We start from the raw sequence: 21,885 nt of genomic DNA, 5'->3' as shown, positions 1-21,885 counted from the left end.
GTGCGCGTGGCGGGCGGGCACCCGCGGCCCGTGCGCCGAGGTGGTGCGCCGGGCTCGCGCGCAGCGGCCCGGAAGCGGTCCGTACCACCCCGCGCGGGGCGCCGACCTCAGCGGAACGCGGGCCCGGCGGTCAGAGCGGCCCGTACCACCCCGCGCGGGGCGTCGGCCGGGAGAATCGCCGGGCCCCCGCGCGGGAAACGGGCGGCGGCCACCGCGGGACCGCGTGGCCGGCGGGATCGGAGCCGTCGTATGGACGCGGCGTGACGGGAGTGGAAAGCTCGAATAACCGCGGGCGTCGCCGAAGCCGCCGCAGCACGCGGTTCGCGTGTCCGCGCCCCGATGACCTCACCGTGCACGGGAGGCAGGATCATGGGCGACAAGACTCATGCACACCCCGGAGCCGCCGGCAGGGCTCTGACGGCCGACCAACCCGCGTCCATACGGAACGTGATGCTGGTCGGCCCCTCCGGATCCGGCAAGACGACCCTGGTGGAGGCCCTCGCGCTGACCGCCGGGGCGGTGAACCGGGCGGGCCGCGTGGAAGACGGCGGCTCCGTCTCCGACTACGACGAGATCGAGCACCGCCAGCAGCGCTCCGTCCAGCTCTCCCTGGTGCCGGTCGCCTGGGACGGCATCAAGATCAACATCCTGGATACCCCCGGCTACGCCGACTTCGTCGGGGAACTGCGGGCCGGTCTGCGCGCCGCGGACGCGGCCCTCTTCGTCGTCTCGGCCGCGGACGGCGTGGACGGCTCCACCCGCATGGTGTGGGAGGAGTGCGCGGCCGTCGGGATGCCCCGCGCGATCGTGATCACCCACCTGGAGGCGGCCCGCGCCGACTTCGAGGAGACGACCCGGCTCTGCGCCGAGGCCTTCGGCGGCGACGACCCCGACGCCGTACTCCCCCTGTACCTGCCGCTGCGCGGCCCCGAGGGGCCCGACGGACATGCGCCCGTCACCGGCCTGGTGGGACTGCTCACCCGCAAGCTGTTCGACTACTCGACCGGTGAGCGCAAGGAGTCCGAACCCGGCCCCGAGCAGCTGCCGGACCTGGACGAGGCCCGCGGCCGGCTCATCGAGGGGATCATCGCCGAGAGCGAGGACGAGACCCTCATGGACCGCTACCTCGGCGGCGAGCAGGTCGAGCTGAAGACCCTCGTCCAGGACCTGGAACGGGCCGTGGCCCGCGGCAGCTTCTTCCCGGTGCTGGCCGCCGCCCCCGCCGCCGACGGCGCCCGCCAGGGCCTCGGCACCGTGGAACTGCTCGACCTGGTCACCGGCGGCTTCCCGACGCCCTTCGAGCACCCCGTGCCCGGCGTGACCACCATCGACGGCGAACCCCGCGAACTCAAACCGTGCGACACCGACGGACCACTGGCCGCCGAGGTCGTCAAGACCGCCTCCGACCCCTACGTCGGCCGCCTCTCCCTGGTCCGCGTCTTCTCCGGCACCCTGCGCCCCGACCAGCCGGTGCACGTCTCCGGACACGGCCTGACCGACCGGGGCCACGAGGACCACGACGTCGACGAGAAGGTCGGCGCCCTGTCCATGCCCTTCGGCAAGCAGCAGCGGCCGGTCGACCGGGCCGTCGCCGGCGACCTGGTGTGCGTCGCCAAACTCGCCCGCGCCGAGACCGGGGACACCCTCTCCGCCAAGGACGACCCGCTGCTGATGGAGCCCTGGCGGATGCCGGACCCGCTGCTCCCCGTCGCCATCCAGGCGCACAGCAAGGCCGACGAGGACAAGCTCTCGCAAGGGCTGTCCCGGCTGGTCGCCGAGGACCCGACGATGCGCCTGGAGCAGAACCAGGACACCCACCAGGTGGTGCTGTGGTGCCTGGGCGAGGCGCACGCGGACGTCGCGCTGGAACGGCTGCGCAGCCGCTACGGCGTCCAGGTCGACGTCGTACCGCACAAGGTCTCCCTCCGCGAGACGTTCGCCGGCAAGGCCACCGGACGCGGCCGGCACGTCAAGCAGTCCGGTGGCCACGGCCAGTACGCCATCTGCGAGATCGAGGTCGAACCGCTGCCCGGCGGCTCGGGCATCGAGTTCGTGGACAAGGTGGTCGGCGGGGCGGTGCCGCGCCAGTTCATCCCCTCCGTGGAGAAGGGCGTGCGCGCCCAGGCCGCCAAGGGCGTCGCCGCCGGCCACCCGCTCGTCGATATACGGGTCACCCTGCTCGACGGCAAGGCGCACTCGGTGGACTCCTCCGACGCCGCCTTCCAGACCGCGGGCGCGCTCGCCCTGCGCGAGGCCGCCGCCGACGCGAGGATCCATCTGCTGGAGCCCGTCGCCGAGGTCGGCGTCCTGGTCCCCGACGACTACGTGGGCGCCGTGATGAGCGACCTCTCCGGCCGCCGCGGCCGGCTGCTCGGCACCGAACAGGTGGGCGCCGGCCGCACCCTGATCCGGGCCGAAGTCCCCGAGTTCGAGATCGGCCGCTACGCCGTCGACCTCCGCTCGCTCTCCCACGGCACGGCCCGCTTCGACCGGACGTACGCGCGGCACGAGCCGATGCCCGCGCAGATCGCCGAACGCATCCGCGAACAGGGCGGGGACGACGGGTAGTTCACCGATTCGGGACGGACGGCTTCCGCCGTCCGCCCCCCGTCCGCCGGGCCCGGCGGATACGCTGATCACCCAGGGCACGTCCCGCGCCGGCCGTCCGGTTCCGGTACGACGACGGGCCCGACAGGTGTGCGGGGCAGGGAAGTCGGGAAGGCCGCAGAAGCGACACCGGCGGCGATGGGGGCGGGAATGTCGTTTGGAACGGAGTGGGACGGGCCCCAGGTGCCCGTCTCCGGCGACGGTCAGCAGGCGGCGACGGCCGCGCTGGCCTCCGCGGCCTACCGGGACGGCCCGGTCGACAAGATCAAGGACGCCGACAACGAATGGCACCAGTCCACCGTCAAGGGCGGCAGGATCCGGCTGTTCCGGCCCAATCTCGGTGAGGCGTTCTCCCGCGCCGTCGTGGACCGCATGCTCGGGCCCGGCCGCAAGCCGCTCATCCAGTCCTTCGGCTCCGAACCCCAGTTCGTGGTCGAGCACTGCCTGGCGGCCAACAACATCCGCCGCGAGCGCGACAACCGGCTGACCCTCGTGACGGTCCTGTGCGGTCTGATCTTCCTGCCGGGACTGATCGGCTGGCTGCTCGTCTTCCAGCTGCGCGCCTTCGTCGCCAGACGGGACGACAAACGGGCCGGCACCCTGGCCACCACCCTGCTCCTCGGCGTGGGCCTGCTGGCCGCGCTGTTCCTGTGGAAGATGCCGTTCGGCGGCTTCTGGGGATGGTATGCACGGGCGGCCGTGGTGCTGCCCGTCATCGGCTGGTACCTGGCCAAGCGGATCTGCGAGCGCACCGCCCACGACCTGCGCGCCCGCTGGGACGGCCTGCTGTCGGGCAGCAGCGTCGGCATCAAGGTGCCCGAGGCGGTGCCGCGCGGCCCGAACCAGAGCGCCGCCGACGCGCTGCGCGAATCCCTGGCCCGGCTCAGCGCCGAGCAGCAGTCCAACTCGGTCTTCTACGCGGGCCCCAAGGGCATACTCGGCATGGGCACCCGCTGGGGCTCCTGGCAGCTCGCCGAGGAACTGGTCTCCGCCGACCCCGGCCGCGAGATCCACCCGTTCCGCAGCTGGGACGTCATCCGCGCGATCCACGACCAGCTGGCGCTGCTGGAGCGCGGCCCGCTGAACACCGGGGGCTTCCCCAAGCCGTCGGTCAAGCACTGGATCGTCACCCCGATCCCCGAGGGCGCGGCGGCGGTCTCCCGCCCCGAGGGCACCGACGTGGAGGCATTCCAGGTCAAGCCGCACGCCATACAGGAGATCTGCAACAAGCAGCAGTTCGGCAAGGGCGACCGGCACTACCTGGGCGTGCAGTGGACGCTGTGGGACGGCCAGCTGGTGATCACCATGATGATCACGGTCACCGTGCTGCACGAAACGCTGCGCATCGAGGTCACCGGCCACGCCCTCGGCCCGGTCAACGGGCTGTTCTGGGGCAAGCCGGAGGCCCCGACCAAGGAAGTCGCCAAGACCCTCAAGCCCTGGGAGACCCGCAAGATCAACCTGCCGTTGATGACCACCGACGAGGTCGTACGGCTCGCCGTGCGCGCCCCGCTGACCTGGTACCCGCCGCTGCTCAACTGGCTCGGCGGCTCCCTGGGCCTGCCCGAGCCGTTCGGACTGCGGCACGCCTGGGCGGACCAGCCGTGGAAGCACCGCTTCATGGCCGACGACGCGCTGCGCGCGGCCACCCCGGTACTGCGGGTCGTGCACGCGGCCGCGATCAAGGTCCTCAAGGAACACGGCGTCGACACGGAGAAGTTCGGCAACCGCTCCTCGGTGCTCAGCGGACTGGTCCAGGACCCGTCCCCGCGCAAGGCCGACCTGTACGACGCGTAACGCGTCCGACACCCGAGGAGGGCGCCCCCCTGAGCAAGGGGGGCGCCCTCTTGTACGCGGCGTCCCGGTCTACGCGGGCCAGGCGTCCGCCAGCATCTTGCGGGTGTCGGCGAGGAGCTGCGGGAGGACCTTGGTGTGGCCCACCACCGGCATGAAATTGGTGTCGCCACCCCAGCGGGGCACCACGTGCTGGTGCAGATGGGCGGCGATGCCGGCGCCCGCCACCGCGCCCTGGTTCATGCCGATGTTGAAGCCGTGCGCCCCGGAGGCGGTGCGCAGGGCGGTCATCGCCTGCTTGGTCAGCTCCGCCAGCTCTGCGGTCTCCGGACCGGTGAGGTCCGTGTAGTCGGCCACGTGCCGGTAGGGCACGGTCATCAGGTGGCCGCCGTTGTACGGGTACAGGTTCAGGACGGCGTAGACGTGCTCGCCACGGCGGATGATCAGGCCGTCCTCGTCGGACTTGGCCGGGATCGAGCAGAAGGGACAGCCGTCTCCGGCATCCGGGCCGCTCGGCTTGTTCTCGCCCTGGATGTAGGCCATCCGATGAGGCGTCCACAGGCGCTGGAACGCGTCCTGCGTCCCCACGCCGATCTGCTGCTCCGGCTCACTGGTCATGCCATGCAGCATATGGCGTAAGGCATCGGGACAGGCCAGGGCCCCCGGAGACGGACGTCCGCCGGGGGCCCTTCCCGGCCAGGGTCAGACCTGGGCCCGCTCCGACACGATCTTGGCGATCTTGGCGATGGCCTCGTCGACCGGGATGCCGTTCTCCTGGGAACCGTCGCGGTAGCGGAAGGACACCGAGCCGTTCGACATGTCCTCGTCGCCCGCGATGACCATGAAGGGCACCTTCTGCTTCTGCGCGTTGCGGATCTTCTTCTGCATCCGGTCCGAGGAGGAGTCCACCTCGACGCGCAGACCCTGCTTGCGGGCCGCCGCGGCGAACTTCTCCAGGTACTCGACGTGGGCGTCGCCGATCGGGATGCCCAGCGCCTGCACCGGCGCCAGCCACGCCGGGAAGGCGCCCGCGTAGTGCTCCAGGAGGACCGCGAAGAAGCGCTCGATGGAGCCGAACAGCGCGCGGTGGATCATGACCGGGCGCTGCTTGGAGCCGTCGGAGCCGGTGAACTCCAGGTTGAACCGCTCGGGCAGGTTGAAGTCGAGCTGGATGGTCGACATCTGCCAGGTGCGGCCGATGGCGTCCTTGGCCTGCACGGAGATCTTCGGGCCGTAGAACGCGGCGCCGCCCGGATCCGGTACCAGGGGCAGGCCCTGCTTCTCGGCGACCTGCCGCAGGGTCTCCGTGGCCTCCTCCCACGCCTCGTCCGAACCGACGAACTTCGTCTCGTCCTTGGTCGACAGCTCCAGGTAGAAGTCGGTCAGACCGTAGTCCCGCAGCAGACCGAGGACGAAGGTGAGGGTCTTGTCCAGCTCCTCGGACATCTGCTCACGGGTGCAGTAGATGTGCGCGTCGTCCTGCGTGAAGCCGCGGGCGCGGGTGAGGCCGTGCACGACGCCCGACTTCTCGTACCGGTACACGGTCCCGAACTCGAAGAGGCGCAGCGGCAGCTCACGGTACGACCGGCCGCGCGCGTCGAAGATCAGGTTGTGCATCGGGCAGTTCATGGGCTTGAGGTAGTAGTCCACGCCCTCGTCGAGCTGCATGGGCGGGTACATGCCGTCGGCGTACCAGTCCAGGTGGCCCGAGGTCTCGAAGAGTTTCCCCTTCGTCGCGTGCGGGGTGTAGACGAACTCGTAGCCCTCTTCCTCGTGGCGGCGCCGCGAGTAGTCCTCCATGGTGCGGCGGATGATGCCGCCCTTGGGATGGAAGACGGCGAGGCCGGAGCCGATCTGCTCGGGGATGGAGAAGAGGTCCAGCTCGGCGCCGAGCTTGCGGTGGTCGCGCTTCTCGGCTTCGGCGAGGAACTCCAGGTACGCCTTCAGCTCGTCCTTGGACGGCCAGGCGGTGCCGTAGATGCGCTGGAGCATGGGGTTCTTCTCGCTGCCGCGCCAGTAGGCGGCCGCGTTGCGCATCAGCTTGAACGCCGGGATGAGGCGGGTGGAGGGCAGGTGGGGACCGCGGCAGAGGTCCTTCCAGCACAGCTCGCCGGTCTTGGCGTCCAGGTTGTCGTAGATCGTCAGCTCGCCGGCGCCGACCTCGACGTCCGCGCCGTCGTCGTGCGACGCGGAGCCCTTGAGGCCGATCAGCTCCAGCTTGTACGGCTCGTCGACCAGCTCCGCACGGGCGGCCTCGTCGGTGACGACGCGGCGGGCGAACTTCTGCCCGCGCTTCTGGATCTCCTGCATCTTCTTCTCGATGGCCTTGAGATCCTCGGGCGTGAACGGCTTCTCGACATCGAAGTCGTAGTAGAAACCGTCCTTGACCGGCGGGCCGATGCCCAGCTTGGCCTCGGGGAACAGCTCCTGCACGGCCTGCGCCATGACGTGCGCGGTGGAGTGGCGCAGGATGTTCAGGCCGTCCTCGGAGGTGATCTCGACGGCCTCGACCTCGTCGCCGTCGGACAGTTCGTGCGCGAGGTCCTTCAGCTCGCCGCCCACACGCGCGGCGATGATCGAGCGCTCGCCCGCGAAGAGGTCGGCGGCCGTAGTGCCCGTCGTCACCACGCGTTCTTCCCGCTCGGAATCGCGTTGGATGATCACACGGACGTCTGACACCGGTCTCTCCTGACTGAAGGTGGGTGCGGCGCCATACCAGGAGCGCGCGCACAGGCGATCGTACCGACCCGAGGGCACCGACCGCGAAACGGTCACGGTCGGTCCCCGCGCCCTCACGCCTCCCCGCAGGCCTCCTCGAAGAAGTCCAGGTTCTCCTGGAGGGACTTCATCAGCCGGTCCCGCTCGGCGTCGTCCACCTGCACGGGCACGACCCCGGAGGCGCCGGTGAGCCTGCGGAAGCCGCCGCGCCGCTCCAGCCGGCCGTGCACCCGCACCGGGAGGCCGACGAGGTGGGCGTGGCCCGCGATGCGGTAGTCCTCCTCGTCCAGGGTGACGCGGACGTGCGGCACCTCGGCGCCGGCGAGGACGCGCAGCCGTACGGTGCCCTCGCCGCGCGGGCCCGAGCGGCGCAGGCGCACCACCGCGCCGGTGATCCGCACGGGCACGGAGGGCTCGGCGTGCAGATAGCGGGCCGCGGCCTCGCGCAGCACGGGCAGGTCGCCGGGGGAGAACTCGACGGGTTCGGCACCGGGGGCGCAGCCCTCGGGGACTCCGGCGGCGGGTGCCCAGGCGACGGCGACCCCGGCCCCCTCGGTGCCCCGGACCAGCGTCCCGATCGCCTCGGTGAGTTCGCGGCTGACGCCGGCCTCGACGGCGCCGTCGAAGGCGTCCATGCCGCCGGTGGCGCGCCGGTAGTCGATGGCCTCGCGGGCGGCGTACAGCGCCTGGTGGAGGCGGACGGCGAGGGGGCGGGCGACGGCCACGGGGGCGAAGGCGGTCAGCCGGCCGTCGTCCGCGGTGGGGCCGACGAGGACGTCGTCGAGGAGGGCGGTGGCGACGCGGCGGTGGCGGGCGCCGTGGTAGCCGGCGCGGGCGTGGGTGGCGAGCGCGGCGGCGAGCAGCAACCGGCGTCCGGCGTCGCGCAGTTGTTCGTCGTGGCCCCAGGAGGCGGCGCCGGCCGGGCTGTCCGGGGCGTCGCGCCACCAGCGGATCTCGTCGCTGGGCACGGCGAGGCAGATCAGCACCTCGCGGGCGGCGGGGGTGTCGCTGCGGGCAAGGGCGTCCAGGGCTTCGGCGAGGAGGTCGTCGCTGTCGGGGAAGTCGCGGCTCTCGGGGACCAGGAGGCTGGTGCCGGTGCCCGGTCCCGGCGGGGTCCAGCGGCCGTAGCGTCCGGTGGCGCCGCCGCGCCGCTGCCAGCCGTGCCGGTGCAGCAGGGCGGCGAGCACGGTGGGGTCGACGTCGGCGGGGCGGGGTGTGCGGTGCCAGGGGAGGGCGCCGGGGTCCGGTCGCGGCACCGGCTCCTCGTGGGGACGGATCCTCATGGTCTGCCTCCCGTCCCGACGCGGGTCATGATCTCGCACAGCGCCCGGTCGTCGAAGATGCGTGTGGTCGGTATGCGCACGGTGGTCCGGTGCCGGCCGGTGAGGGGGTGGCCGGCCAGGTTGACCCAGTAGCAGCAGTGCCGCAGGTCGAGGCGGTCGTGGCCGGCGCGCAGCCAGTCCTCCTGGGCGCGCGGGACCAGCATCACGACGAGGATCTTGTGCACCGAGACGGGGGTGCGGGCGAGCTTGCGCAGATGGTCGTTGTCGAGGGTGAAGGAGAAGGTGCGGCCCGGCGGGTGGGGCGGTATCTGGTACGTGGCCTTCAGCTGGACCTTGATGGTGACCTCGTCGTCGACGGTGTGGCCGGGCGCGCTGTGGCTGACGTGCCAGTCGATGCCGTTGTCCGGGAAGGGCTGGGACAGCGAGCAGCCGGCCGCGGCGGCGACCGCGTGCAGATAGCCGACCTGCAGTGTCTCCATGCAGGCGGTGGTGGCGAGCGAGCCGCGGACGGTGCCCGTGCGCTCGGGCAGCAGCCCGCTCCGCTCGGGCTGCACAGTGACCATGGCGAACAGCCTTCCAAGCCAAGAGTTTCCCCGCTGCGGGCTGCTGAACTGCAAAGACCCGTACTCCTGTTGTCTCCTGCCGGCGTACGGCGCAAACGGCGCGGGTATCACCAAACGGGCAGAAGACGGGACGTCATCTGCCGTGGGTGAACGAGGAGTTGGGTTGGGATGACGTACTGGTACGAAGGGCCGTTGGCCGCCTTCGACACGGAGACCACGGGTGTGGACGTCGAGACCGACCGGATCGTGTCGGCCGCGGTCGTGGTCCAGGACGCGCCGGAGACCCTGCCCCGCGTCGCGCGCTGGCTGGTGAATCCGGGGGTGCCGGTGCCGGCGGAGGCGACGGCGGTGCACGGACTGACGGAGGAGCACCTCCAGCGCAACGGGCGCTGGCCGGCGCCGGTGGTGTTCGAGATAGCCGAGCAGCTGGCGGAGCACGCGGCACGGGGGCGTCCGCTGGTGGTGATGAACGCGCCGTTCGATCTGACGCTGCTGGACCGGGAGTTGCGCCGGCACCGGGCGTCCTCGCTGGAGCGCTGGTTCCCTTCGGTGCCGCTGCGGGTGCTGGACCCGCGGGTGCTGGACAAGCATCTGGACCGCTACCGCAAGGGGCGCCGCACGCTGACGGACCTGTGCGCGCAGTACGGGGTGGAGCTGGCGGGGGCGCACGACGCGGCGGCGGACGCGCTGGCCGCGCTGGAGGTGGTCCGGGCGCTGGGCCGCCGCTTCGCCACCCGCCTCGAACGCCTCTCCCCCGCCGAGCTGCACGCCCTCCAGGCCGACTGGCATGCCGCCCAGGCCCGCGGCCTCCAGTCCTGGTTCGCCCGCAACGGCTCGGACGAGACGGTCAGCACGGAGTGGCCACTGCGACCGGAACTGCCGGCCGCGGCGTAGGGGGCGGGGCGCAGGGACGGCTGGAGATATGGCTCTCTCGATGCGCGAGCGGTCGGCCCGCCGGCCGGAGCGTGTGCTGGTCGCGGGAGCGGTGCACCCCCGTGGCGGCCCGGTCGGGGCCGCCGATCTCGCTGCGGGTGGCGTCGTCCCGCTCGCCGTCCGGCTGCAGGCGTTCGCCGCCCACGGCCATATTCCGGGGGACGCGGTGGCCGTCCAGGGTGGCGGTGACGCGGGCCGGACTCTCGCCATGACGCCCCCCGACCATCAAAAGAGCCGGTCCGCTGTTGCGGACCGGCTCTTTCCCGGTGGGCGATACTGGGTTCGAACCAGTGACCTCTTCGGTGTGAACGAAGCGCTCTCCCACTGAGCTAATCGCCCGGGAACGCACTGAACAATACAGGTCCCGACGCCGATCCTTCAAACCGCTCCCAGGCGGCGCAGCAGTCCGCGCCGGCCGGCCCGCATCATCAGGCGGTGGTTGGCGCGGAAGACCGGGCGGCAGGGCACGGCGAGACGCCGGAGCAGGGGCTTGCGGACGTCGACTTCCTGCTCGTAGACGGCGAGCGTCCCGGTGTCCCCGGCGGTGACCGTCCAGCGCGCCCAGCCCTCGATGTCGCCGCTCATGGCGATCTCCAGGACCCCCGCGGCCGGATCACGGCGCCGCTCGTGCGCGGTGAAGGTCATGGCGTACGGCAGGGCCGAGCGGATGGTGAGGATGCCGGTGGTGTCGTCGAGCCGGGTCACCGAGCGCACCTGGGGCCACCAGTGGGGGTAGTCCTCGGGCCGTTCCAGCACGGCGTAGACGGCGGCCGGCGCTGCGGGCAGCCGCCACGGGCTGTGGAAGCGGTAGTGGTTCCAGTCCATGCGCCGAGTCTGCCCGCAGCCGGGCGGCCATCCGTGCCGCGGGCTGATCCGGACTCAGATTTGGTACCGCAGGCGGGCGTTGACGCAGGCGGAATTTCCCGCTCCCGGCGCGGTGGCCGGGAAAATCCCCGGCATTCCGGAAAACCCAGGGTACTTTCGGCCGGTTGCGTGGGAGCGGAACTTCTCCCGCCGGGTGACGGTTCGTCATGGATCGCGAATACGACGACGGCCCATCCGCACTTTCGCGGATGGGCCGTCGGTCCGGGGTGGGCGATACTGGGTTCGAACCAGTGACCTCTTCGGTGTGAACGAAGCGCTCTCCCACTGAGCTAATCGCCCGGGCGCAGGAAGAACATTACCCCATGTCAGCCGGTGCCTTCGACCAGCACCGGGCCGGCGGGCGGGCGGCGCGGCGCCGGCGGCTCACCGGCCCTTGATCTTCCAGGGCGGCACGAGGCCGAACCGCCAGAGATAGATCGTGCCCAGCACCACGATGATCACGGCTCCGGTCACGGTCAGCGCGATGTTGCGGCGGCGCACCTCGGGTTCGAGGGCACGCTGTGCGGCCTCGGTGACCTTGCGTTTGGTCCAGCGGAGCACGACCTGCGCCCAGACGAACTCGGTCGCCCAGATCGCCATGCCGGCGAAGATCACCACCCAGCCGGGTCCGGGCAGCGGGAGCATGGCGACGCCGGCGGCCACGACCGCGAGGCCGATCACGAAGACGCCGGCCTGCCAGCCGCGGTGCAGCAGCCTGCGCGCCTTGACGAATTCCGGCGCGCGGGACCCGAGGCCGGGTTCGTCACTCCCCGTATTCATAGCGACAACGCTACCCGAGTGATTCGGCTCACCGGAATGGTCGTAGATCCGGTACGAGTTCTCCGCCGTAAGAGTGTCGTAAACACACGCAAAACCCTCAGAGGGGTTTACAACGGCACCGTAGGTGGCATGTCGATTTCGCCGACGTGCGAATCCCCGAGCGCACACTGAGCGAAAGGCCCTGGCGCTTATGAACACCACGGTCAGCTGCGAGCTGCACCTGCGCCTCGTTGTGTCGAGCGAGTCCTCCCTGCCTGTCCCCGCAGGCCTGCGGTACGACACGGCCGACCCCTACGCCGTGCACGCCACCTTCCACACCGGAGCCGAGGAGACCGTCGAGTGGGTGTTCGCCCGCGACCTCCTCGCCGAGGGGCTGCACCGGCCCACCGGAACCGGAGACGTCCGCGTCTGGCCGTCCCGCAGCCATGGTCAGGGCGTTGTCTGCATCGCCCTCAGCTCCCCTGAGGGGGAGGCCCTGCTCGAGGCGCCCGCGCGGGCCCTGGAGTCCTTCCTGAAGCGAACCGACGCCGCCGTGCCGCCCGGCACGGAGCACCGGCACTTCGATCTGGATCAAGAGCTCTCGCACATCCTGGCGGAAAGCTAGCCCGCCGCCCTTCCAAGCAGCCCGGCGCCGTCCACTCGGGGAGACGGCTCGGGCCAGGCCAACCGCATACGGCACGGGCCGGCGCCGTCACCGTGAGCGCTCACGGAACGGCGTCGGTCCGTCCCCGCGCGGCTCCACGTGCCGCTCCGGCGCGCCCGAGGCGGGTGTGCGGCGGATCGCGGGAACCCCTGGGCCCGCTGCGGCGTTCCACGGGCAGTCGGGGCCGGACAGGGCCCGTGCGGCGGGCGCGTTGTCGCTACCATCGGCCAGCATCGGCGGGCGCCTGCCCGACCCCCAGGCCAGGGAGAGCGATTACGTGCTGATCACCCATGACACCCGGTGCGCCCTCGACACCGTGGTGGATCTGGTGAACACCGCGCCGGAGGACGAGACGGCGCCGGACGGGCTGCCCGATGTCCCCGCCCTCGCGGAGTTCGTACGGAACCACGAGATCAGCGATGTCGGCGTGGTCTCGTCGGCCGACCTCTCGGCCGTGCGGGCGGTCCGGGCGCGGTTCGCGGCGATCTTCGAGGCCCCGGACGCCGGGAGCGCCGCCGGGCTGATCAACGAGTTGGTCGCGGCCGCGAGCACCACCCCGCGGCTGACCGACCACGACGGCTACGACTGGCATGTCCACTACTTCGCTCCCGGCGCGTCCGTGGCCGACCACCTCGCCGCCGACTGCGGCATGGCCCTGGCCTTCTTCGTGGTGGCCGGCGAGGAGGAGCGGCTGCGCCGCTGCGAGGCCCCGGACTGCCGCCGCGCCTTCGTGGACCTGTCCCGCAACCGGTCCCGCCGCTACTGCGACAGCCGCACCTGCGGCAACCGCCTGCATGTGGCCGCGTACCGGGCGCGCCGCAAGGAAGCGACCGGCTGAGCCGTCCACCCGAGCAGGCGGGGCCGGGCCGGATCGGTGCCCGCTGCCCGGAGCGCGGGAGCGGCGGCGGTCCTCGGGCGACGTCGGTCCCGGCGGGTGGCGCCGGGACGGACGTGTACGGCTCACAGCAACAGCAGATCGTGCAGCGCAGCCATGAGGATCAGACACCCGATCACCGCAAGGAAGATCATCAGCGGTGGCTGGGAGAGGGCGAAGAGGCACCCGCGCGGCTCGTCCTTCGGCGGCGCGGCCTCGCTCTGTGTCGTGTCCAGCATCTCGCGGCCGATGATGGCGTACGCAGCGGCCGGTAAGCGATCAGGACTCACGATCTTGCGGGAGTTCGCCGAATCCCGTGATCTTGCTTCCGGCTCGCTTCGGCTGGTGAACGATTCCGGACGTCCTCGGACCCACTGTGACGCTCCGGCGAGTTATGTGACTGTCATATGCCGTGCTTCTTGAGGATCGCCTCGATGTCGCTGAAGTCGTCCCCGGACGCCGGGGTGGTGCCCTGTCCCTGCCCCTGCCTGCGCGAGGTGCCCTGCCCCTGGCGCAGGGCCGGCGTGGAGGACGTGGGTGCCGCGGTGCCCGTGCGTATCGACTCGGCGTCGGCCGCCGCCCCGCCTCGCGCTCCCGCCCTGCGGCGCTCGACCGCGCGGGTGCCGGCGAACAGCAGCCAGGCCGCCGCCAGCGCGCCGAAGCCCGCCCAGGCGGTGGGGCTGAAGGCGGTGTGCGCGAGCCAGCCCACGGCGCCCGTCAGCACGAGGCCGACCGGCACCAGGGCGTAGGCCGCGATGCGGGCCGCCGACAGGAAGCGTCTGCGGTAGGCCGTGACCACCGCGATACCCAGGCCCGCCGCGGACACGGCGGAGCAGACGGTCTCGGCAATCATCCGGTCCTCCAGGCGGGCTCGGTCGGGTGGCGGGTCGGTGTGCGGCGGAAGCGGACACGCGGGCATGGCCGACGTGCGGTGCTTCGTCCCTTCCATCCTGCACCGCCCGGCCCGTGCGGGGCCACGGTCCGGGGCACAGATCAGGGTGATCTCCGGGTCGCCTCCTCCTTCGGTGCCGGTGGCCTTTGGCCCCGCTGGCCTTCGGTGCCGGTGGCGGGCCGCCGCGGGGTCGGCCGTGCCGAGGTCCGGATTGGGGCGGGGGTGGGCGGCCTGGAAGACTGGGGGTATGAGCGACTCCTCCCCTGTGCGCACCGACGCCGTCGTCCTCGACGTCTGGTGCGAACTCCAGTGCCCCGACTGCCGTACCGCCCTCGACGACGTGCGCGCTCTGCGGGCCCGTTACGGCGACCGGCTGGACGTGCGGCTGCGGCACTTCCCGCTGGAGCGGCACAAGCACGCCTTCGCCGCCGCACAGGCCGCCGAGGAGGCGCTGGCGCAGGGTGCCGGCTGGCCGTACGTGGAGGCCGTCCTGGAGCGGGTCGGGAGGCTGGACCGCGAGGGAGAGCCCCTCCTGGTCGAGGTGGCCCGTGAACTCGGCCTGGACGCCGAGGAGTTCGACACCGCGCTGATCGACGGACGGCACATCCTGATCGTCGACGCCGACCAGGCCGAGGGCAAGGCGATCGGCGTGACCGGCACCCCGACGTACGTCATCGGCGGCGAGCGGCTGGACGGCGGCAAGAGCCAGGAGGGGCTGCGCGAGCGGATCGAGGAGATCGCGGACCGGCTGCTGGCCGAGCAGGACGCCTGACGACACCGCCGAGCCGCGAACCCGCGGGGCGGTGAGGCCGCCGAGCGTGAGGCCCCGAGCCCCGAGCAGCCGCCCCGCGGCGGGTGCCGTTCCTCGTCAGCCTCTCGGGGGCCGGTGCCTTTGGGAGCCGTCGGTTGCGATCGGGAGGCTGCGCAGGGTCAGTCCAGCCGGCGGGGGCAGCGGTCTGCCGGCCGTCTCGGTGCGGAACGACTGGAGCAGGTAGGCCACCAGGCGCCGGGACGCCGCACCGTCATCCGGTAGGGCGGTCACCAGACCGCAGTGTGCCAGCAGGAGCACGGCGAAGTCGGACGGGTGGAAATCGGCCCGCAGCGCGCCCGACGCCTGAGCCCTGCGTACCAGGGTCGTGAAGTCCCGCTCGGCTCGTTGCCGGGACTGCGCGTGTTCCGACGCGGTCTCCGGGAAGGCCGCGGCGAACGCGGCCGGGAACCCGCGCTCCTCCCGTTGCAGAGCGCAGACCGTCTCGATCAGATGCTGGAAGCCTTGCCACGGGTCAGAGGCGGCCAGAGCCTCGGTGAGCGCCCGCGCGCAAGTCTCCATCTGCTGCGCGAACGCGCCTCTCACCAGGGCGTCTCGGGTCGGGAAATGCCGGTACAGCGTCGCCACGCCGACCCCGGCCCGTCGGGCCACGGTCGCCATCGGGGCGTCGATTCCGTGCTCCGCGAAGATCGCACGGGCGGCGACGAGGAGGCGCTCCCGGTTGCGCCGGGCGTCCGCCCGCACCTCGCCCCGAGGTGTGATCCGAGAGGATTCCGCCGTCACTGTCTCTCGCTTCCGGTCCAAACGGACGATTGCGTCCGCTTACGAGTCTACGGTCGACGCCAGATCCCGGTACGGCTCCCGGCGGCGAAGGCAGAACGATGAAGGACCGCATGATGAAGGCAGTGCTCTACGACCGCTATGGCGGCCCCGATGTGCTCTACACGGGCCGCGTGCCACGGCCCGAGCCGGCCCCCGGCGAGGTCCTTGTGCGGGTGCGCGCGTTCAGCGTCAACGGCGGCGAACTGGCAGCCCGTGCCGGCCGTCTCCGCCTGCTGAGCGGCCGGGCATTCCCCAAGCGCGTCGGCTTGGACTTCACCGGCGAGATCGCCGCACCGGGTGCCGGAGTCACACGGTTCGCGGCCGGCGACCGCGTATGGGGGGTCTTGGGCCGCACCGCCGGGTTCGGCAGCGCCGCCGAGTACGTGACCGTGCCCGCCGAGCGGGTCGGCCGACTCCCCGACGGCCTTGACCTGGTGGACGCCGCCGCGCTGCCGGTGGCGACCACGGCCATCACCGCGCTGCGGGACAAAGCGGGGCTGCGTCCCGGTGAACGACTCCTCGTGCGGGGCGCGGCGGGCGGTGTCGGCAACGCCGCCGTCCAGCTCGGACGGGCGTACGGCGCCGAGGTCACGGCCCTGGCCCGTGCGGCCAACCTCGACTTCGTCCGTGGGCTCGGCGCGCACAAGGCCGTCGACCACCGGACCGTGCAGCCGGCGGAACTGGGCCGCTTCGACGTGGTCCTGGACACCGCGGGGACCGATCTGCGGGCCTTCCGGCGCCTGCTGAATCCGGGCGGGCGCATGGTCACCATCGCCTTCGACCTGAAACGGCCTGCGGCGTCGCTCGGCTACCTCGCGGCCAGCACGGTCCACGGACGGGGCCGGGTGCGCTTCTTCAGCGGCAATCCCACGCGGGCGGACTTCGACGACCTCGCCCGCCATGTGGTCGAGGGCAAGCTGCGCCCTGCGGTGGACACGGTCTTCCCCCTGGAGGAGACAGCAGCGGCACACCGGGCGCTGGAGGCGGGCGGCGTCCAGGGCAAGTACGTCGTCAGGGTCGCGTAGGACGTCCGTGGAGATGCGGCCGTCACGCCGCCCCGGCCCCGCCTACAGCAGCGGCTTCGCCAAGGAGTAGGTCACCGTTTCGTAGCCGAGTGACGCGTACAGCCGTTCCGCCGGGGTGTTGCCCGTGAACACGTTGAGGCCGAGGAGTGGCCGGCCGGCGGCCAGGGCCTGGTGTTCCGCGAGGAGCATCAGGGCCCGGCCGTACCCCCGGCCCCGCTCGGACGTCTCGGTCTCGACGTCGTACACGAACGCGGTGTCCTCCCGCAGGGCCAGCCACAGCGTGCCGACCGGGATTCCCGCGCGCTCCAGGACGCTGAAGACCATGTCCCCGGTCACGAACCCATGCGGCAGCAGCCGGGCCCGGTCGGCGCGGGCCTTGGCGCGGGCGGTCTCCTCGGCGACGCCCCGCTCGGCCCAGGTACGCACGTACCGCTCGTGTTCGCGGGCCTGCCATGCCGCGAACTCCGCCTCGGTCATGGGACGTTCGCAAAGGTCCGGCGGCAGCGCGGGCGGGGCGGCGGCGAGGCGTTTCTCCATGCCCCGGTTGCGCACCGTGTAGCCGAGGGCGTCGAACAGCCGCAGCGCGGCGTCCGCCGCGGCCGCCGGTACGACCGTCTCGATCTGCCGGCAGCCCCAGCCGCGCGCCACCTCCTCCGCGGCGAGCGCGGCGATCGTGCCCCGGCCGCGGCGGCGGTCGGCCTCGGCGATCCGCAGCTCGTCGATGCGGGCCACCGTGTCGCCGAGGGCCGGCGAGGTGCCGATGCGGATCTCGCCGGCGGGACGGCTGTTGACACACACCTGGTAGCGGCGCGAGCGCGTACCGTCGGGGTGCTCCTGAAGCGGCTCGGCCGGCCGCAGGGTCGTGGTCATCACGAGTGTTCTACCCGCCCCGCGGCACCGCCATCGCCGTGCTCACCGCAGTGCGGGCGTCACCGCGGGTCGGGGTCCCCGGCCGCCCGCTCCTCGAAGATCCGCATCGCCTTGGCGGTCTCCGGCCCCGGCACGGCGGCGAGTTCGCGGTCGTCCACCCGGTGCACCGCCTGGATGTCGCGCAGGGTGGAGGTCAGGAAGATCTCGTCGGCGCGGTCCAGCACGTCGAGCGGCAGGTCGGTCTCCTGGGCGCCGGTCCATTCGACGGCCAGGGCGCGGGTGATGCCGGGGAGGCAGCCGGAGGCGACCGGCGGGGTGTGGATCTCGCCGTTGAGGACGACGAAGACGTTCGAGCCGGTGCCCTCGCACAGGTGGCCGGAGGTGTTGGCGAACAGGGCCTCGGAGGCACCCTGTTCGTGGGCGCGGGCGAGGGCGACGACGTTCTCGGCGTACGAGGTGGTCTTCAGACCGGTGAGCGCGCCGCGCTCGTTGCGGGTCCAGGGGACGGTGATCACGGCCGTGCTGTCGGGGCGGCGGGTGGTCTCGCCGAGGGCGACCACGAGGGTCGGGCCGTGCGCGCCGCGGTCGGAGCCGAGGGGGCCGTGCCCGCCGGTGTAGGTGATCCGCAGCCGGCCGAGCGGCATCGGGTTGGCCGCGAGCACGGCGGCGCACGCCTCGCGGATCTCGTCCTGGTCGGGGTCGGGCAGCCCGAGGCCCCGCGCCGAGCGGGTCAGCCGGTCGAGGTGCCGGGTGAGCGCGAACGTGCGCCCGTCGGTCGCCTTCACCGTCTCGAAGACGCCGTCGCCGACGGTCAGCCCGTGGTCGAAGACGGAGACGCGGGCGGCATCCGCGTCCCGGAGCCCGCCGTCCAGCCAGATCTTCATGCGCATGCCTCTCCACTCGCCTCGTACGACCCCGACGCTACCGCGAGCAGCCGGGACGCCTTCAGTTCGGTCTCCCGCCACTCCCCCTCCGGGTCCGACCCCCAGGTGATGCCGGCGCCGGAACCGAAGCGCAGGACGCCCTCGGCGCGGTCGATCCAGAAGGTACGGATACCCACGGCCAGCTCGGCTGTGCCCCGGTCGGCGTCCACCCAGCCGATGCCCCCGCAGTAGGGGCCGCGCTCCACCGGTTCCAGGGCCTCGATGATCCGCAGGGCACTGGACTTGGGCGCGCCGGTGACGGAGCCGGGCGGGAAGGCGGCGCCGAGCAGCTCGGGCCAGCCGGCACCGGTGCGCAGTTCGCCGCGGACGGTGGAGACGAGGTGGACGAGACCGGGGTGCTTCTCCACCACGCACAGGTCGGGGACGGTGACGGTGCCGGTGGCGCAGACACGCCCGATGTCGTTGCGGACCAGGTCCACGATCATCACGTTCTCGGCGTAGTCCTTCTCCAGCAGGTCCGCCTCGGTGCGGCCGGTGCCCTTGATGGGCCCGGACTCCACGGTGCGCCCGGCGCGGCGCAGGAACAGCTCCGGGGAGGCGGTGGCGATCTCCACGCCGTGCGCGGGCAGCCGAATCGTTCCTGCGTACGGCGCCGGGTTGCCGCGGGCCAGCAGGGCGGTCAGGGCGTCCACGTCGGCGTCGGGGGCGATCGGCGCGCTGAGCACCCGGCAGAGGTTGGCCTGGTAGACCTCGCCGGCCGCTATGTGGGCGCGGATGCGGCGGACGGCCGCGGTGTAGGCGGCGCGGTCCAGGGAGCTGGTCCAGTCCCCCACCGCGGGGCCGTGCCAGGCGCCGGGCGCCGGGGCGGGCACCGGGGCGTGCCGTACGTCCGCGAAGCGTGCGCAGGTCAGCCGGCCCTCGAAGTCCGCGCAGACGGCCCAGAAGCCGGTGGAGTCCAGGGCGGCGGGATCGCTGGTGACGTCGAGGAGGCCGGTGGCGAGACGGTCGCCGAAGCGGGCCAGCGGGGAGAGGCCGGGAGCATGGTGGAGCACGTGCCCGAGTCTAGGTGGGTGTCGGGGAGGTGGCTCCGGGATGTCCCGGAGGGGGCCCTGACCACCGGGTCCGCCGGGTGCACCGCAGCACGCTGCGCAAACGCGTTTTTGTACTGGCCCGGTAATCCGCTAGAGTTCAACACGTCGCCGGGACGCGGAAGCGGACCGAAACGACAAGCGGACGTAGCTCAGTTGGTAGAGCGCAACCTTGCCAAGGTTGAGGTCGCGAGTTCGAGCCTCGTCGTCCGCTCGAAGGAAGAAGGGGTCGTCCCGATCCCCTACACTCCTGGTGGAGTGGCCGAGAGGCGAGGCAACGGCCTGCAAAGCCGTCTACACGGGTTCAAATCCCGTCTCCACCTCCAAGGACGATTAGCTCAGCGGGAGAGCGCTTCCCTGACACGGAAGAGGTCACTGGTTCAATCCCAGTATCGTCCACTGGATCCCCGGTCCGTCCGGAGATCCCTCGGGTCTCTCGAAGATCCACCCCGCGCGATTAGCTCAGCGGGAGAGCGCTTCCCTGACACGGAAGAGGTCACTGGTTCAATCCCAGTATCGCGCACTGACCGTGGTCCCCGGATCACCGTCCGCGGACGATTAGCTCAGCGGGAGAGCGCTTCCCTGACACGGAAGAGGTCACTGGTTCAATCCCAGTATCGTCCACACACCGAGAAGCCCCCGGCCGTTTCCACGGCCGGGGGCTTCTGCGTGTCCTCAGCTGGAGAACAGCATGTGCGTGAAGCTCCGGTGGTGGCGATCGTGGTGGCCGTGATGACCGTGGTGCCCGTGCTCGTGGTGACCGCCGCCGTGGCCGCCGTACGGGGCGCCCCAGGCGGGCGCGGACGGGGCCGGGTATCCCTGCGGGGCGGCGGGCGGAACCGGCGGGGCGGGCTTGGACCACTGGGACTCCAGCTGGGTCAGCGCCTCCAGCTCGCCGTAGTCGAGGAAGATGCCGCGGCACCCGACGCACTGCTCGATCTGGACGCCGCTGCGGTTGTACGTCTGCATGGGTGCGTGGCACTTCGGACACTGCATCGTCGGCTCAACTCCTCGCCGGTCGGTACTGCTTGGTGTTTCCCCTGCACAGACTCCGTTTCACCGCGCGTGGTTGCACCGTCTTCCACCAAAATCGCCGAGGTCACCGGGCGGGCATGCGGGCGCAGGCGTCGGCGACCGCCTGTTCGATCTCGTCCAGCGGGCGGTCCGCCGCGAGCGCCTTGGTGAGCGCCAGGGCGGCCGTCTGCACGGTGAGGGCGCGGGCCGGGACGTCCAGGGCGGGCCAGGGGTCGCCGGTCACGGGGACGGCCGGCCCCCCGGCGTGCCGGTAGGCGGCGAGGAAGCGGGTCCACTCCTCGGGCGGGAGGAGCCCGCAGGCGAACCAGGCGGCGGGGCGGGCGAGGTCCCAGGCGGGGACGCCGGGTCCCAGGTCGTCCACGTCGATCAGCCGCCAGGGGCCGTCGGGGGCGGGGTGCCGGACGAGCTGGCCGAGGTGGAGGTCGCCGTGGCAGAGGACGGCGGGCCCTGGCATCGGGGCCTCGGCACGGGCCCAGGCGGGGAGAGCGGCCCAGGCGGCGAGGACGGGGCGGGCGGCGGGGTGGGGGCGGGCGGCCAGGGCGGCGCGGAGCCGGGTGACGGCGCGGGCGGCCTTGGCGGGGCCGCGCATCGGGGGGAGCGCCGGGTGGGGGGTGCTGTGGTGCAGCCGGGCGAGGAGGGTGGCGACGGCTTCCCAGGGGGCGGCGGTGGGGGCGGTGGGGTCCACGGGGGTGCCGTACGGCCAGGTGGTGACCAGGCGGTCGCGCAGTTCCTCCGCGGTGGGGGTGAGCGGGGGCAGCAGGATGCCGGGGAGCCCGGCGGCCGTTTCGAGACGGCGGGCCAGGTGGCCGGGATCGGTGCCGGGGGCGTGGGCCTTGACGACGGTGTCCCCGAGACGCAGGACGGTGGCGTCGGGGCGGTCGGCGAGGGTGGTGGGGGCGCCGGTGCCGGTGGCGCGGACGTGTGCCGTGAGCACGGGGAGGATGGTCACGGGGCCTCGGGGGGTCGGGGGCGGGGTGAGGGATACGACGGCGGGGTGGGGGGTGCTGGTTGCGGTGCGGGGTGCCGGGCTGGGCGGGGCCGGGAATCGCTCACCGTTAGCGGCCGGGTGCCGCCCCCGAACGAGGCAGCCGCAGGAAACGGCGATGCCGGCGCAGCTCCCCAGCTGCGCCGGCATATGTGCCGTCCGCCGCACCCCCGTCCCCACGGGGTTTCATGGGTGGATGTCCCGCCCGAACCGCTCTTTCGGGCCCGGAGCGCCGCTCAGCGCCCCAGCATCGCACCCACGGACGACGCCTGTGTGGCCACCGTCTCCCAGCCGTCGAAGACGAGCAGGAGCAGGGCCGCCAGGGGAAGGGCCATGAGCGTCGCCACCAAGGGGTGGCGGCGGCCCGCGCGGCGGGGTGCGAACGCGGGGCGTCGCGGTGCCGGGTGGGCCATGGTCCCTCTCCTGACCGTCTCGTGTTGTCCTACAGCGGCGGGT

General features: G+C 72.4%; 22 protein-coding genes and 7 tRNA genes. 12 read left to right on the top strand and 17 right to left on the bottom strand.

Features of this window, described 5'->3' with window-relative positions:
- Nucleotides 1-369 precede the first annotated feature (369 nt).
- Together ACZ7EC_RS25410 and ACZ7EC_RS25405 are read left to right on the top strand one after the other, a co-directional pair.
- Nucleotides 370-2,568: an elongation factor G-like protein EF-G2 gene (locus ACZ7EC_RS25410; RefSeq protein WP_471065982.1), complete on the top strand. Its 2,199-nt coding sequence runs from the start codon at nucleotides 370-372 to the stop codon at nucleotides 2,566-2,568.
- A gap of 189 nt (nucleotides 2,569-2,757) precedes the next feature.
- On the top strand, nucleotides 2,758-4,404 hold the full coding sequence (locus ACZ7EC_RS25405; RefSeq protein WP_471065980.1) for a hypothetical protein: 1,647 nt from the start codon (nucleotides 2,758-2,760) through the stop codon (nucleotides 4,402-4,404).
- A 69-nt stretch (nucleotides 4,405-4,473) separates the two neighbouring features.
- On the opposite strand, the gene ACZ7EC_RS25400 is transcribed toward ACZ7EC_RS25405, so the two are convergent.
- The 4 genes from ACZ7EC_RS25400 to ACZ7EC_RS25385 all read right to left on the bottom strand — a co-directional run bounded on the left by ACZ7EC_RS25400 (nucleotide 4,474) and on the right by ACZ7EC_RS25385 (nucleotide 8,965).
- Nucleotides 4,474-5,031, bottom strand: coding sequence for an HIT family protein (locus tag ACZ7EC_RS25400; protein ID WP_471065978.1), 558 nt, complete (start codon nucleotides 5,029-5,031; stop codon nucleotides 4,474-4,476).
- A gap of 72 nt (nucleotides 5,032-5,103) precedes the next feature.
- Nucleotides 5,104-7,080 carry a threonine--tRNA ligase gene (gene thrS / locus ACZ7EC_RS25395; RefSeq protein WP_471065976.1) on the bottom strand — a complete coding sequence of 659 codons (1,977 nt, stop codon included), beginning with the start codon at nucleotides 7,078-7,080 and terminating at the stop codon, nucleotides 5,104-5,106.
- A 113-nt stretch (nucleotides 7,081-7,193) separates the two neighbouring features.
- Complete coding sequence (locus ACZ7EC_RS25390; protein WP_471065974.1) at nucleotides 7,194-8,402, bottom strand: hypothetical protein; 1,209 nt, start codon at nucleotides 8,400-8,402, stop codon at nucleotides 7,194-7,196.
- Nucleotides 8,399-8,965, bottom strand: coding sequence for a DUF4365 domain-containing protein (locus tag ACZ7EC_RS25385; RefSeq protein ID WP_471065972.1), 567 nt, complete (start codon nucleotides 8,963-8,965; stop codon nucleotides 8,399-8,401). Before ACZ7EC_RS25385 ends, ACZ7EC_RS25390 begins: the two co-directional genes overlap by 4 nt.
- Nucleotides 8,966-9,133: 168 nt before the next feature.
- On the opposite strand from ACZ7EC_RS25385, the gene ACZ7EC_RS25380 reads away from it, so the two are divergent.
- The gene (locus tag ACZ7EC_RS25380) at nucleotides 9,134-9,859 is read left to right on the top strand and encodes an exonuclease domain-containing protein (RefSeq protein ID WP_471065970.1); all 726 of its coding nucleotides are present in this window, start codon (nucleotides 9,134-9,136) and stop codon (nucleotides 9,857-9,859) included.
- 306 nt (nucleotides 9,860-10,165) lie between these two features.
- On the opposite strand, the gene ACZ7EC_RS25375 is transcribed toward ACZ7EC_RS25380, so the two are convergent.
- The 4 genes from ACZ7EC_RS25375 to ACZ7EC_RS25360 form a co-directional block, all read right to left on the bottom strand.
- Nucleotides 10,166-10,237 (bottom strand) — tRNA-Val (locus ACZ7EC_RS25375).
- Nucleotides 10,238-10,276: 39 nt separating this feature from the next.
- Nucleotides 10,277-10,723, bottom strand: a complete 447-nt coding sequence (locus ACZ7EC_RS25370; protein ID WP_471065968.1) for an SRPBCC family protein — start codon at nucleotides 10,721-10,723, stop codon at nucleotides 10,277-10,279.
- A gap of 267 nt (nucleotides 10,724-10,990) precedes the next feature.
- Nucleotides 10,991-11,062: transfer RNA gene (locus ACZ7EC_RS25365), tRNA-Val, on the bottom strand.
- Nucleotides 11,063-11,146: 84 nt separating this feature from the next.
- Nucleotides 11,147-11,542 (bottom strand): TIGR02611 family protein, encoded by a 396-nt coding sequence (locus ACZ7EC_RS25360; RefSeq protein ID WP_471065967.1) that lies wholly within the window; start codon nucleotides 11,540-11,542, stop codon nucleotides 11,147-11,149.
- A 190-nt stretch (nucleotides 11,543-11,732) separates the two neighbouring features.
- Between ACZ7EC_RS25360 and ACZ7EC_RS25355 the strand changes: the two genes are divergently transcribed.
- A complete protein-coding gene (locus tag ACZ7EC_RS25355) occupies nucleotides 11,733-12,146 on the top strand; it encodes an SsgA family sporulation/cell division regulator (protein ID WP_004002642.1) in 414 nt (137 codons plus the stop codon).
- Nucleotides 12,147-12,462: 316 nt separating this feature from the next.
- On the top strand, nucleotides 12,463-13,023 hold the full coding sequence (locus ACZ7EC_RS25350) for a CGNR zinc finger domain-containing protein (RefSeq protein WP_471065965.1): 561 nt from the start codon (nucleotides 12,463-12,465) through the stop codon (nucleotides 13,021-13,023).
- Between the two features lie 122 nt (nucleotides 13,024-13,145).
- Here the strand turns inward: ACZ7EC_RS25350 and ACZ7EC_RS25345 are convergent, their stop codons facing one another.
- Together ACZ7EC_RS25345 and ACZ7EC_RS25340 are read right to left on the bottom strand one after the other, a co-directional pair.
- Nucleotides 13,146-13,298 carry a hypothetical protein gene (locus ACZ7EC_RS25345; protein ID WP_164932512.1) on the bottom strand — a complete coding sequence of 51 codons (153 nt, stop codon included), beginning with the start codon at nucleotides 13,296-13,298 and terminating at the stop codon, nucleotides 13,146-13,148.
- 164 nt (nucleotides 13,299-13,462) lie between these two features.
- Entirely contained in the window at nucleotides 13,463-13,912 is a 450-nt protein-coding gene (locus tag ACZ7EC_RS25340) for a hypothetical protein (RefSeq protein ID WP_471065963.1), read from the bottom strand.
- Nucleotides 13,913-14,198: 286 nt separating this feature from the next.
- Here ACZ7EC_RS25340 and ACZ7EC_RS25335 point away from each other — a divergent pair, with 286 nt between their 5' ends.
- Nucleotides 14,199-14,723, top strand: coding sequence for a DsbA family protein (locus tag ACZ7EC_RS25335; RefSeq protein WP_471065961.1), 525 nt, complete (start codon nucleotides 14,199-14,201; stop codon nucleotides 14,721-14,723).
- 96 nt (nucleotides 14,724-14,819) lie between these two features.
- Here ACZ7EC_RS25335 and ACZ7EC_RS25330 read toward each other — a convergent pair whose 3' ends face one another.
- Nucleotides 14,820-15,503 (bottom strand): TetR/AcrR family transcriptional regulator, encoded by a 684-nt coding sequence (locus tag ACZ7EC_RS25330; protein WP_471065960.1) that lies wholly within the window; start codon nucleotides 15,501-15,503, stop codon nucleotides 14,820-14,822.
- 98 nt (nucleotides 15,504-15,601) lie between these two features.
- Between ACZ7EC_RS25330 and ACZ7EC_RS25325 the strand changes: the two genes are divergently transcribed.
- Entirely contained in the window at nucleotides 15,602-16,567 is a 966-nt protein-coding gene (locus ACZ7EC_RS25325) for an NAD(P)-dependent alcohol dehydrogenase (RefSeq protein ID WP_471065958.1), read from the top strand.
- Nucleotides 16,568-16,609: 42 nt separating this feature from the next.
- Here ACZ7EC_RS25325 and ACZ7EC_RS25320 read toward each other — a convergent pair whose 3' ends face one another.
- Genes ACZ7EC_RS25320 through ACZ7EC_RS25310 form a run of 3 tightly spaced genes read right to left on the bottom strand, consistent with a single transcriptional unit; the run spans nucleotide 16,610 to nucleotide 19,373 of the window.
- The gene (locus ACZ7EC_RS25320) at nucleotides 16,610-17,437 is read right to left on the bottom strand and encodes a GNAT family N-acetyltransferase (protein WP_471065956.1); all 828 of its coding nucleotides are present in this window, start codon (nucleotides 17,435-17,437) and stop codon (nucleotides 16,610-16,612) included.
- Nucleotides 17,438-17,496: 59 nt separating this feature from the next.
- Nucleotides 17,497-18,321, bottom strand: coding sequence for an aminotransferase class IV (locus tag ACZ7EC_RS25315; RefSeq protein ID WP_471066201.1), 825 nt, complete (start codon nucleotides 18,319-18,321; stop codon nucleotides 17,497-17,499).
- Nucleotides 18,318-19,373 carry a chorismate-binding protein gene (locus tag ACZ7EC_RS25310; RefSeq protein ID WP_471065954.1) on the bottom strand — a complete coding sequence of 352 codons (1,056 nt, stop codon included), beginning with the start codon at nucleotides 19,371-19,373 and terminating at the stop codon, nucleotides 18,318-18,320. Before ACZ7EC_RS25310 ends, ACZ7EC_RS25315 begins: the two co-directional genes overlap by 4 nt.
- Nucleotides 19,374-19,550: 177 nt before the next feature.
- Here ACZ7EC_RS25310 and ACZ7EC_RS25305 point away from each other — a divergent pair.
- The 5 genes from ACZ7EC_RS25305 (at nucleotide 19,551) to ACZ7EC_RS25285 (ending at nucleotide 20,033) form a co-directional block, all read left to right on the top strand.
- Nucleotides 19,551-19,623 (top strand) — tRNA-Gly (locus tag ACZ7EC_RS25305).
- Nucleotides 19,624-19,661: 38 nt separating this feature from the next.
- Nucleotides 19,662-19,735 (top strand) — tRNA-Cys (locus ACZ7EC_RS25300).
- Nucleotide 19,736: 1 nt separating this feature from the next.
- A tRNA-Val gene (locus tag ACZ7EC_RS25295) sits at nucleotides 19,737-19,808 on the top strand.
- Between the two features lie 52 nt (nucleotides 19,809-19,860).
- Nucleotides 19,861-19,932 (top strand) — tRNA-Val (locus ACZ7EC_RS25290).
- A 29-nt stretch (nucleotides 19,933-19,961) separates the two neighbouring features.
- Nucleotides 19,962-20,033, top strand: a tRNA-Val gene (locus ACZ7EC_RS25285).
- A 51-nt stretch (nucleotides 20,034-20,084) separates the two neighbouring features.
- Here ACZ7EC_RS25285 and ACZ7EC_RS25280 read toward each other — a convergent pair.
- From ACZ7EC_RS25280 to ACZ7EC_RS25270, 3 genes are all read right to left on the bottom strand, one after another.
- On the bottom strand, nucleotides 20,085-20,405 hold the full coding sequence (locus tag ACZ7EC_RS25280; protein ID WP_471065953.1) for a TFIIB-type zinc ribbon-containing protein: 321 nt from the start codon (nucleotides 20,403-20,405) through the stop codon (nucleotides 20,085-20,087).
- A gap of 103 nt (nucleotides 20,406-20,508) precedes the next feature.
- Nucleotides 20,509-21,393 (bottom strand): phosphotransferase family protein, encoded by an 885-nt coding sequence (locus tag ACZ7EC_RS25275; RefSeq protein WP_471065951.1) that lies wholly within the window; start codon nucleotides 21,391-21,393, stop codon nucleotides 20,509-20,511.
- Between the two features lie 272 nt (nucleotides 21,394-21,665).
- Entirely contained in the window at nucleotides 21,666-21,842 is a 177-nt protein-coding gene (locus ACZ7EC_RS25270; protein WP_397986869.1) for a hypothetical protein, read from the bottom strand.
- Nucleotides 21,843-21,885: the final 43 nt, after the last annotated feature.

The organism is Streptomyces sp. NPDC037203, assembly GCF_055605065.1.
Note: the sequence above shows the minus strand (reverse complement) of the source record. Positions and strands in the feature narration are given on the sequence as shown.

Bases quoted from the DNA above. Each gene is read 5' to 3' on its own strand.
- ACZ7EC_RS25410 (WP_471065982.1), top strand. From the start codon at position 370: ATGGGCGACAAGACTCATGCACACCCCGGAGCCGCCGGCAGGGCTCTG.
- ACZ7EC_RS25405 (WP_471065980.1), top strand. From the start codon at position 2,758: ATGTCGTTTGGAACGGAGTGGGACGGGCCCCAGGTGCCCGTCTCCGGC.
- ACZ7EC_RS25400 (WP_471065978.1), bottom strand. From the start codon at position 5,031: ATGCTGCATGGCATGACCAGTGAGCCGGAGCAGCAGATCGGCGTGGGG.
- ACZ7EC_RS25390 (WP_471065974.1), bottom strand. From the start codon at position 8,402: ATGAGGATCCGTCCCCACGAGGAGCCGGTGCCGCGACCGGACCCCGGC.
- ACZ7EC_RS25385 (WP_471065972.1), bottom strand. From the start codon at position 8,965: ATGGTCACTGTGCAGCCCGAGCGGAGCGGGCTGCTGCCCGAGCGCACG.
- ACZ7EC_RS25380 (WP_471065970.1), top strand. From the start codon at position 9,134: ATGACGTACTGGTACGAAGGGCCGTTGGCCGCCTTCGACACGGAGACC.
- ACZ7EC_RS25370 (WP_471065968.1), bottom strand. From the start codon at position 10,723: ATGGACTGGAACCACTACCGCTTCCACAGCCCGTGGCGGCTGCCCGCA.
- ACZ7EC_RS25360 (WP_471065967.1), bottom strand. From the start codon at position 11,542: ATGAATACGGGGAGTGACGAACCCGGCCTCGGGTCCCGCGCGCCGGAA.
- ACZ7EC_RS25355 (WP_004002642.1), top strand. From the start codon at position 11,733: ATGAACACCACGGTCAGCTGCGAGCTGCACCTGCGCCTCGTTGTGTCG.
- ACZ7EC_RS25345 (WP_164932512.1), bottom strand. From the start codon at position 13,298: ATGCTGGACACGACACAGAGCGAGGCCGCGCCGCCGAAGGACGAGCCG.
- ACZ7EC_RS25340 (WP_471065963.1), bottom strand. From the start codon at position 13,912: ATGATTGCCGAGACCGTCTGCTCCGCCGTGTCCGCGGCGGGCCTGGGT.
- ACZ7EC_RS25335 (WP_471065961.1), top strand. From the start codon at position 14,199: ATGAGCGACTCCTCCCCTGTGCGCACCGACGCCGTCGTCCTCGACGTC.
- ACZ7EC_RS25325 (WP_471065958.1), top strand. From the start codon at position 15,602: ATGAAGGACCGCATGATGAAGGCAGTGCTCTACGACCGCTATGGCGGC.
- ACZ7EC_RS25320 (WP_471065956.1), bottom strand. From the start codon at position 17,437: ATGACCACGACCCTGCGGCCGGCCGAGCCGCTTCAGGAGCACCCCGAC.
- ACZ7EC_RS25315 (WP_471066201.1), bottom strand. From the start codon at position 18,321: ATGAAGATCTGGCTGGACGGCGGGCTCCGGGACGCGGATGCCGCCCGC.
- ACZ7EC_RS25280 (WP_471065953.1), bottom strand. From the start codon at position 20,405: ATGCAGTGTCCGAAGTGCCACGCACCCATGCAGACGTACAACCGCAGC.
- ACZ7EC_RS25270 (WP_397986869.1), bottom strand. From the start codon at position 21,842: ATGGCCCACCCGGCACCGCGACGCCCCGCGTTCGCACCCCGCCGCGCG.